The sequence below is a fragment of the Trinickia sp. genome (assembly GCF_051953955.1).
GTDB lineage: Bacteria > Pseudomonadota > Gammaproteobacteria > Burkholderiales > Burkholderiaceae > Trinickia.
Window position 1 is genome coordinate 1 of sequence record NZ_JBQCIF010000045.1, and the last position, 8,628, is coordinate 8,628.

10 protein-coding genes and 1 pseudogene are annotated in these 8,628 nt (G+C 65.1%); 8 read left to right on the forward strand and 3 right to left on the reverse strand.

Features of this window, described 5'->3' with window-relative positions; all coding sequences use genetic code 11:
* Window positions 1-648: ribonuclease E/G (locus tag ACTHNZ_RS08825; protein ID WP_440542127.1), on the reverse strand; the 648-nt coding region annotated here is incomplete at its 3' end.
* A 731-nt stretch (window positions 649-1,379) separates the two neighbouring features.
* Between ACTHNZ_RS08825 and ACTHNZ_RS08830 the strand changes: the two genes are divergently transcribed.
* Genes ACTHNZ_RS08830 through ACTHNZ_RS08845 form a run of 4 tightly spaced genes read left to right on the forward strand, consistent with a single transcriptional unit; the run spans window position 1,380 to window position 4,522 of the window.
* On the forward strand, window positions 1,380-2,411 hold the full coding sequence (locus ACTHNZ_RS08830) for an RluA family pseudouridine synthase (RefSeq protein WP_440542128.1): 1,032 nt from the start codon (window positions 1,380-1,382) through the stop codon (window positions 2,409-2,411).
* A complete protein-coding gene (locus tag ACTHNZ_RS08835; RefSeq protein ID WP_440542129.1) occupies window positions 2,392-3,051 on the forward strand; it encodes an HAD-IIIA family hydrolase in 660 nt (219 codons plus the stop codon). Before ACTHNZ_RS08830 ends, ACTHNZ_RS08835 begins: the two co-directional genes overlap by 20 nt.
* A complete protein-coding gene (locus tag ACTHNZ_RS08840) occupies window positions 3,048-3,449 on the forward strand; it encodes a Rieske (2Fe-2S) protein (protein ID WP_440542130.1) in 402 nt (133 codons plus the stop codon). The genes ACTHNZ_RS08835 and ACTHNZ_RS08840 overlap by 4 nt, the downstream gene beginning before the upstream one ends.
* 56 nt (window positions 3,450-3,505) lie before the next feature.
* A complete protein-coding gene (locus ACTHNZ_RS08845; RefSeq protein WP_440542131.1) occupies window positions 3,506-4,522 on the forward strand; it encodes a S49 family peptidase in 1,017 nt (338 codons plus the stop codon).
* A 120-nt stretch (window positions 4,523-4,642) separates the two neighbouring features.
* Here ACTHNZ_RS08845 and ACTHNZ_RS08850 read toward each other — a convergent pair whose 3' ends face one another.
* Entirely contained in the window at window positions 4,643-5,365 is a 723-nt protein-coding gene (locus ACTHNZ_RS08850) for an SAM-dependent methyltransferase (protein ID WP_440542132.1), read from the reverse strand.
* Window positions 5,362-5,991: a Maf family nucleotide pyrophosphatase gene (locus ACTHNZ_RS08855; protein ID WP_440542133.1), complete on the reverse strand. Its 630-nt coding sequence runs from the start codon at window positions 5,989-5,991 to the stop codon at window positions 5,362-5,364. Before ACTHNZ_RS08855 ends, ACTHNZ_RS08850 begins: the two co-directional genes overlap by 4 nt.
* Before the next feature lie 236 nt (window positions 5,992-6,227).
* On the opposite strand from ACTHNZ_RS08855, the gene ACTHNZ_RS08860 reads away from it, so the two are divergent.
* The 4 genes and pseudogenes from ACTHNZ_RS08860 to ACTHNZ_RS08875 form a co-directional block, all read left to right on the forward strand.
* A complete protein-coding gene (locus tag ACTHNZ_RS08860) occupies window positions 6,228-6,905 on the forward strand; it encodes a DUF177 domain-containing protein (protein ID WP_440542134.1) in 678 nt (225 codons plus the stop codon).
* A gap of 103 nt (window positions 6,906-7,008) precedes the next feature.
* Window positions 7,009-7,188: a 50S ribosomal protein L32 gene (rpmF, locus tag ACTHNZ_RS08865; protein WP_440542135.1), complete on the forward strand. Its 180-nt coding sequence runs from the start codon at window positions 7,009-7,011 to the stop codon at window positions 7,186-7,188.
* 141 nt (window positions 7,189-7,329) lie between these two features.
* Window positions 7,330-8,433, forward strand: coding sequence for a phosphate acyltransferase PlsX (gene plsX / locus ACTHNZ_RS08870; RefSeq protein ID WP_440542136.1), 1,104 nt, complete (start codon window positions 7,330-7,332; stop codon window positions 8,431-8,433).
* Window positions 8,433-8,628: pseudogene (locus ACTHNZ_RS08875) on the forward strand (3-oxoacyl-ACP synthase); the annotation flags it as partial. The gene plsX and the pseudogene ACTHNZ_RS08875, both read left to right, overlap by 1 nt.

Consider the following 8,628-nt stretch of genomic DNA (forward strand, 5'->3'; position numbering starts at 1 on the left):
CAGGTAGGCGCCTGATTGCAGCTTCGCGGCGTCCTCGATCGCGTGCCACAGTTGCAGCAGGTAGTTGAGGTCCCACTGCAGTTCCTCGGCGCTGCGGCCGATGCCGGCGGTGCGGGCGATGACGCTCATGCCGCCCGGCACGTCGAGCGCGGAAACCGCTTCGCGCAGCTCGTTGCGCTCCTCGCCTTCGACGCGGCGCGACACGCCGCCTCCGCGCGGGTTGTTCGGCATCAGCACGAGATAGCGGCCGGCGAGCGAGATGTAGGTGGTCAGCGCGGCGCCTTTGTTGCCGCGCTCATCCTTGTCGACCTGGACGATCAGCTCCTGGCCTTCGCGAAGCTGGTCCTGCACGCGGGCGCGTGACTCGCCGTCCCCGTTCTCGCCGTTGCCGTCGGCGGCGCGGCGCGAATGCTTCAGGTATTGCCGCGAGATTTCCTTGAACGGCAGGAAGCCGTGGCGGTCTTCCCCGTAGTTGACGAAGCATGCTTCGAGCGAAGGCTCGATGCGCGTCACGATCCCCTTGTAGATGTTGCCTTTGCGCTGTTCGCGGCCGGCGGTTTCGATGTCGATGTCGATGAGTTTTTGCCCGTCGACGATGGCGACGCGCAGCTCTTCCTGCTGCGTCGCGTTGAACAACATGCGTTTCATTGAACGGCTCCAGAGCGGCGTCGCCATTGCCAAGCTCAGCCGGCATGAAGCCGGCCGAGCGACGCAAGGGAATGCGCGCCGCATCCTTATTGTGTTTTCACAAGCACGCGGGAACCGGGAAGATGGCGGGGAGAATTGCCTGAGAGGACTCGGGTTGGCCGACGAAGGCCGCGAGCCGCATGGGCGCATGCGAACACGGCTTCAAATAACGGCGCGACACGGGGCACGAGCCGAGCGCCCGGGCGATCCACGCTTGATCCGGCGCACCATTCGATGCCCTTGCCGGACCGGGGAAAGCCGCGCCGCGTGTGGCGGCGCGAAGCCCGATGCATGCTCGACCGCCGCGCGGCGTGTCTCGCCAATTTTTTGACGTCGCCAAGCGCCCCGCTTCACGCGGAACGCATAGGGGCGCTCGCCGTAGATTTCGCAATCGGGGAGCTTGGCTCCGCTCGACATCGAACGATACTGCCAAGCTCACCGGATGAATTCTTTTTTACCAAAATTCCGTTACCGTCGGCCTCGACCGGACCGAACGCGCCTATGGGCGACGTCCCTGCCGCGATGGATGCCGTGCGTGCAACTCGTTGCTACTCGATTCAGGGCGAGCAACCGGCCCTTGGGTGCAGCTAAGCAAGTAAAATAACAGGTTCTTGCTTCACCTTGCACATTCCGGGCGAGGGGCCGCGAAAAAATGGCGACACGCACGGATGGCTGGGCAAATTATATTCAGAATGAATGAGTTAGGCAAAATATCCCAGAAATCGGTCGCAGCCGACCAGGTCTCGATGATACAGGTGGACGACGGTGTCGCCGGGCAACGCATCGACAATTTTTTGTTGCGCGTCTGCAAAGGCGTCCCGAAAAGCCATATCTATCGGATCTTGCGCAGCGGGGAAGTGCGCGTCAACAAGCACCGCGTCGATGCCAAATACCGGCTCGTGGCGGGCGACCTCGTGCGCGTGCCGCCCATTCGCTTGGCGCAGTCCGAGGCGCCCGAGTCGGGTATCGCGCTGCCTGCGCCGCCCGCGGATTTCGAGATACTGTTCGAGGACGAGCACATCATCGCGATCAACAAGCCGGCCGGCGTGGCCGTCCACGGCGGCAGCGGGATCGCGTTCGGCGTCATCGAGCAGATGCGCGGGGCTCGGCCGCCCGGCAAGTTCCTCGAGCTCGTGCATCGGCTCGATCGGGAAACGTCGGGCGTCCTGCTGCTCGCAAAGAAGCGGGCCGCGCTCGTCGGGCTGCACGAGCAAATCCGCGAGAACCGGATGGACAAGCGCTATTACGCTTGCGCGCACGGGCAGTGGGCGAGCGACTGGGGGCGCAGGCGGGCCGTCAAGGAGCCGCTTTACAAATACCTGACACCCGAGGGCGAGCGCCGCGTGCGCGTGCAGCCGGACGGCTCGCCGTCGCATACGGTGTTCAACCTCGTCGAGCGCTGGCCCGGCTACGTGCTCGTCGAAGCCGAACTGAAGACGGGCCGTACGCACCAAATCCGCGTGCATTTGGCGCACCTCGGGCTGCCGATCGTCGGCGACGCGAAATACGGCGATTTCGCGCTGAACAAGGCGCTCGCGCGTGCGAATGCACGCCCGTCGCTCAAGCGCATGTTCCTGCACGCGCATCGGTTGCGGTTGACGCATCCGATCACGGGCGAGCCCATGGAGCTGTCCGCCCCGCTGCCGGACGAGTGCCGGCGCTTCCTCGATCAATTGACCCACCTGCGCAACGAGACGCGACCCGATGCCCCGACAGCAATTTGACCTCATCGTCTTCGACTGGGACGGCACGCTGATGGATTCCACGGCGCATATCGTGCGCAGCATCCAGGCTGCGTGCCGCGACCTCGGGCTGCCCGTGCCGGCCGACGACGCCGCACGCTACGTGATCGGCCTCGGCCTGCGCGACGCCCTGCAGATTGCCGCGCCCTCGCTCGATCCGGCCGACTATCCGCGTCTGGCCGAACGATATCGTGTCCACTATCTGGTCAAGGATGCGCGCACCGAACTGTTCGCCGGCGTGCGCGAGCTGCTGGCCGAGCTGCGCTCGCACGGGTATCTGCTGGCGGTGGCCACGGGCAAGAGCCGAGTGGGCTTGAACCGGGCGCTCGACGAAGTGCGGCTCACGAGCGTGTTCGACGGCACCCGCTGCGCCGATGAAACATTTTCGAAACCCCACCCTGCCATGCTGCACGAACTGACGCGCGAACTGGGGCAGGATCTCGAGCGGACGGTGATGATCGGCGACACCACGCATGACCTCCAAATGGCCGTCAATGCGGGGGCTGCGGGCGTCGCCGTCACCTACGGCGCGCATCCGGCCGATTCGCTCGTCAAGCTGGAGCCGCGTTTCGTGGCCGAGAGCGTCGGCGCGCTCGGCGATTGGCTGCGGGAGTACGCGTGAGCGCCGGCGAGCGGCTCGCGGTGCGCGTCTGCGCGGCCGGCGACCTGGTCGACGGCGGGGCCGGCGTGCGCCGCGCGGCACGCTATGCCGACGGCGATGCCGTTGTGTTTTTCGTCCGCTACGACGGGCGCGTCTACGGCTACCTGAACCGGTGCGCGCACGTGCCGATGGAGCTCGACTGGGTTGAAGGCCAGTTCTTCGAATCGTCAGGCTTATACTTGATGTGCGCCACACATGGCGCGATTTATGCGCCCGACACCGGGCGCTGCGTGGGCGGCCCCTGCCGCGGTGCGCGGCTGCGCCCGGTCGAGGTCGAGGAGCGCGACACGCCCGAAGGCCGCGCGGTCTTCTGGCTGCCCGACGGCGATCTGCAGCCGGTGCCGGCCGGTCCCGAATGACGCCGAACGATGTCCCAAAAAGCAATTCATAGATAACGACGAACACCCGAGAGCCCATGGCCGATCAACACACGCCTGAATCGCAGCAACCCTTCGAGCCGCAGCCGCAACGTCAACCTCAGCCGCATTCCGGCGCCGCGCCCGAGCCTTGGGAGCGTGCGGCGCTCGAACGGATCGCGCTTGCCGCAATCAACGAGCAGCGATCCGCCCGTCGCTGGAAGATCTTTTTCCGCTTCGCGTTTCTCGCGGCGCTGCTGCTGATCGTCGTCGCCATCTTCAGCGCTTCGCATCAGCAGGCCGTCGCGACGGGCCGCCATACGGCGCTCGTTTCGCTCGAGGGCGAGATCGCTTCCGATACCAACGCGAACGCGAAGGATATCGATCGTTCGCTGCGGCGCGCCTTCGCCGACGCCGATTCGGCCGGCGTCATCCTCTATATCAACAGCCCCGGCGGCTCGCCCGTGCAGGCCGGGATCATCAACGACGAGATCGGCCGCTTGCGCAAGAAGTATCCGGCCAAGCCGCTGTACGTGGTCGTCGGCGACATGTGCGCTTCCGGCGGCTATTACATCGCCGTCGCGGCCGACAAGATCTATGTCAACCGCGCCAGCATCGTCGGCTCGATCGGCGTGCTGATGGACGGCTTCGGGTTCACGGGGCTCATGGACAAGCTCGGCGTCCAGCGCCGGCTGCATACCTCGGGCGCGAACAAGGGCTTCTTCGATCCGTTCTCGCCCGAAACGCCGGCGATGGATGCGCATGCGCAGCAAATGCTCGATCAGATCCACGCGCAGTTCATCGATGCGGTCAAGCAAGGCCGAGGCAAGCGCTTGCACGAAACGCCCGATACGTTCTCGGGGCTGTTCTGGACGGGCGAGAAGAGCGTCGAGCTTGGGCTCGCCGATGGCTTCGGCGATACGGGCTACGTGGCGCGCGAGGTCATCAAGGCGCCGGACATCGTCGACTACACGGAAAAAGAAAGCATCTCCGATCGCATCGCGCGCAAGTTCGGCGCGGCGGTCGGCGCAGGCGCCATTCATGCGCTGGCCCTGGCGGGCTGGAAGCTTCAGTGAACGAGGCGAGCGCGCGCCCGGCGCATAGACCGCGCTGGGCGCCGACGCGTGCGGTGGCGGCGGACGGCGGTACGGGCTGCCGCATCGTCTAGATGTCGTTGCGGCGGCGCCCGCGGCGCCTCAGTTCGCCAGCATCAAGAAGATGGCCGGGCGCTTGTGCAGATCGAACGCGCCGGCCTGCTTCTTCCAATCCCCCGCGCTGTGCGTGGCGATGCGTTCCGATTCGAGCGTCAGATCGGCGGCCACGGTGATCAGCGTCGACGGCGCGCAACTTGCGGCCAGCGCATCGAGCAGCGCGCGATTGCGATAGGGCGTTTCGATGAATATCTGCGTTTCGCGTCCCTTGCGCGAGCGTTGCTCGAGTTCGCGCAGCGTCTTGGCGCGCTCGGCTGCATCGACGGGCAGATAGCCGTGGAATGCGAAGCGCTGCCCATCGAGCCCCGAAGCCATCAGGGCGAGCAGGATCGAGCTCGGGCCGACGAGCGGCACGACTCTCACGCCGCGCGCATGGGCCCGGCGCACCAGCAGTGCGCCGGGATCGGCCACGGCCGGGCAGCCGGCTTCCGAGACCAGTCCGCCGTCGGTTCCGGCCAGAATCGGCGCGAGCAGCCGGTCGATTTCGGCGGCGGGCGTGTTCACGTTCAATTCGCGGATCTCGATTTCCTGGATCGGACGAGCAACGCCCACCCGCTTGAGGAATGCGCGCGTGCTCTTGGCGTTCTCGCCGACGAAGTAGCCGAGCGTCGCGGTGCGTGCGATGACGCTTGCCGGCAAGACGGTGGCCAGCGCATCGGCGTCGCCGTCGCCGAGTGCGTTCGGGATCAAATAGAGAACGCCGCTCATCGCCCACCCGCGAAAAGGGGGTAGCCCGCCTCGCGCAGCATTCGCGTGAGCGCGATCAGCGGCAAGCCGACCAGCGCGGTCGGATCGTCCGAGTCGATCGATTCCAGCAAAGCGATGCCGAGACCTTCCGATTTCGCGCTGCCGGCCACGTCGTACGGCGTTTCGGCGAGCAGGTAGGCTTCGAGATCGGCATCGGGCAGATCGCGAAAGCGCACGCGCGTGACGACGTCTTCCGTTTGGGCGAGCTCGCGGGCGCTGTCGAACAGGCACAACGCGCTGTGAAATTCGACGACACGGTTGCGCATCATGCGCAGTTGCTCGAGCGCTTTTTCGTGCGAGCCGGGCTTACCGATCTGCAGGCCGTCGAAGGTCGCGACTTGATCGGAGCCAATCACGAGCACGGGCGCCGCATCGGGCGCGGCGGCCTCGCGCGCTGCGACGGCGCGCGCTTTCGCTTGCGCGAGCCGCAGTGCGGTGTCGGCCGGCGCTTCCGCGGGCAGAGGGGTTTCGTCCAATGCGGGCACGCTGACGTCGAAGGCAAGCCGCAGACGTTCGAGCAGCGCGCGACGATAGGGCGAGCTGGAGGCAAGGATCAGCCGGGGTGGGCGTGCGCTAGGGGCGTGCATGAGCGTAGACAGAGGGAGCGGTCCGGTGCGAGGGGCGGTGTGGTGTGCCGGTGTAGCGTACCGGTGTTGCGCACATGTCGCCGCCTCGCATTGAGATGTTTAAGTGATTGACTGTAAAAGGTAAATCCAATATACTCTCGGGCTTTTCACGGTCTTGGCTTGCGGGTGCGGCTCATCGGTAGCAGGAGCAAGCAAGCACCTGTACGGCGGTACTGAGCGGAGCGAGGAGCGAACCCATGTCCCAACATTCCGGTAAGGCTGGCGGGCTCGTCGATCCCCACGCGTTCGACGTCTTCGAATTTGCGCGCAGCGGCCGCCAAGCTGCCGGCGCAGTGCGCGTTTCGCAATTGCCGCGCATGTTAAACGAAGTCCCGGCGGACGCGCCAGATCGCGATACGTTGTTCACGTGGCAGGCAGAGGGTTCGACGCAGCCGGAGTTGCAAGACGACGGAACCGAAGCGGCGCAGCCGTATCTGCGGCTCGCGCTGCACGGCTCGGCATGGATCGAGTGCCAACGGTGCTTGGCGCCGTACGAGCAGTCGTTCGACGTCGAAGCCGCTTATCGGCTCGTGGCCACGGAGGCGGAAGCTGAAGAGTTCCCGCTCGACGAGGACGAACTCGACGTGATCGTCGGTTCGCGTCAATTCGATCTGGTCGATCTGATCGAGGAAGAGTTGCTGTTGTCGCTGCCGCTCGTGCCGAAGCACGAGGTTTGCCCGCAGGTGCACGAGAGTCTCGTCTCGGGTGCGGCCGGCGAGCATGCGAGCGATGCGGGCGATTCTGGCGACGACGAAAGCGAGGGCGAGGATTCGGTGTCTGGCGCGCTCGATGAGGGCGACGCGGGCAAACCCAATCCCTTCGCCGCGCTCGAGGCGCTCAAGCGTGGCGGCGGCGAGGGCGGCAACAAGCATTGAGCCGCTTCACGAGTATGAGCGCGATGCGGCACGCCGGCCGTTGGGCCAGTGGCGTTACGCCGATCGGGCTGTGTTAGAATCCCAAAAATTTTTAGGAGTTACCATGGCAGTCCAGCAAAACAAGAAGTCGCCGTCGAAGCGCGGCATGCACCGCTCGCACGATTTCCTGACGACGGCACCCCTCGCGGTCGAGCCGAGCACGGGTGAAGTGCACATGCGTCACCATATCAGCCCGAACGGCTACTACCGCGGCAAGAAAGTCGTCAAGACGAAGAACGACTAATCGCGTCGGCGCGTGGCGCTTGCCGAATCCGGCAGTCCTGTGCGCGGCGAGCGGCTTGCCTGACATTCCTGGCTCGCGCAGAAAAGGCGGCATTCAACTGCCGCTTTTTTGCGTCGTAGCGCCTGAAATTCGTCGCAGTCCATGACTATAAAGCTCACGATAGATTGCATGGGAGGCGACCACGGCCCGTCCGTGACCGTTCCCGCTGCCGTCAGCTTCGTTCGTTCGCATGCCGATGCGCAGTTGATGCTCGTCGGCCTCGAAGCGCCGATTCGTGCTCAACTGAAGAAATGCAAAGCGCTCGATGATCCCGCGCTGACTGTCGTGCCGGCTTCCGAGGTCGTCGCCATGGACGATCCCGTCGAAGTCGCGCTGCGCAAGAAGAAGGATTCGTCGATGCGCATCGCGCTCAACCTCGTCAAGGACGAGGTCGGGCAAGCCTGCATTTCTGCCGGCAACACGGGCGCGCTGATGGCTGTCTCCCGCTACGTGCTCAAGACGCTCTCCGGCATCGAGCGCCCCGCGATCGCATCGGCCCTGCCGAACTCGCGCGGCTACACGATGATGCTCGACCTCGGCGCGAACGTCGATTGCGAGCCGCAGCATCTGCTCCAGTTCGCCGAAATGGGGCATGCGCTCGTGTCCGCGCTCGAAGGCAAGGAGCGCCCGACGATCGGCCTGCTGAACATCGGCGAAGAGGTCATCAAGGGCAACGATACGATCAAGCGCGCGGGCGAGCTCTTGCGCGCGAGCACGCTGAATTTCCGCGGCAACGTAGAAGGCAACGACATCTACAAAGGCACGGTCGACGTCATCGTCTGCGACGGTTTCGTCGGCAATGTCGCGCTGAAGACGTCGGAGGGGCTCGCCCAGATGCTCTCCGAAATCATTCGCGAAGAATTTGGCCGCTCGCTGCTCACGAAATTGATGGCGTTGCTCGCGCTGCCGGTGCTGCTGCGTTTCAAAAAGCGTGTCGATCATCGGCAGTACAACGGTGCGGCGTTGCTCGGTCTGCGCGGTCTCGTGATCAAGAGCCACGGTTCGGCGGATGCCTACGCGTTTGAGTGGGCTATCAAACGGGGGTATGATGCCGTCAAAAATGGCGTCCTCGAACGCCTCGCGCGCGCGATGGAAGAAAACGCCTACCCGCTCGAGCAGGCCGCGCGCGATGCGGGCGGCGCCGGCTCCGCGAATGCTCCAGGCCGCTCGGCCGAGCCCTACGCTGCGGTATCTTCGAAAGCATAATGGCCCAATCGACAATCTATTCCCGCGTGCTCGGCACCGGCAGTTATCTGCCGGCCAACCGCGTCACGAATCAGGACCTGGCGGAGCGTCTCGCCGAGCATGGTGTGGAGACCAGCGACGAATGGATCGTCGCGCGCACGGGTATCCACGCGCGCCACTTCGCCGCGCCCGATCAAACGACTAGCGATCTCGCCC

Coding starts and splice junctions, on each gene's coding strand:
- plsX (WP_440542136.1), top strand. CDS start 7,330: ATGACTATAAAGCTCACGATAGATTGCATGGGAGGCGACCACGGCCCG.
- ACTHNZ_RS08860 (WP_440542134.1), top strand. CDS start 6,228: ATGTCCCAACATTCCGGTAAGGCTGGCGGGCTCGTCGATCCCCACGCG.
- ACTHNZ_RS08845 (WP_440542131.1), top strand. CDS start 3,506: ATGGCCGATCAACACACGCCTGAATCGCAGCAACCCTTCGAGCCGCAG.
- rpmF (WP_440542135.1), top strand. CDS start 7,009: ATGGCAGTCCAGCAAAACAAGAAGTCGCCGTCGAAGCGCGGCATGCAC.
- ACTHNZ_RS08855 (WP_440542133.1), bottom strand. CDS start 5,991: ATGCACGCCCCTAGCGCACGCCCACCCCGGCTGATCCTTGCCTCCAGC.
- ACTHNZ_RS08835 (WP_440542129.1), top strand. CDS start 2,392: ATGCCCCGACAGCAATTTGACCTCATCGTCTTCGACTGGGACGGCACG.
- ACTHNZ_RS08850 (WP_440542132.1), bottom strand. CDS start 5,365: ATGAGCGGCGTTCTCTATTTGATCCCGAACGCACTCGGCGACGGCGAC.
- ACTHNZ_RS08830 (WP_440542128.1), top strand. CDS start 1,380: ATGAATGAGTTAGGCAAAATATCCCAGAAATCGGTCGCAGCCGACCAG.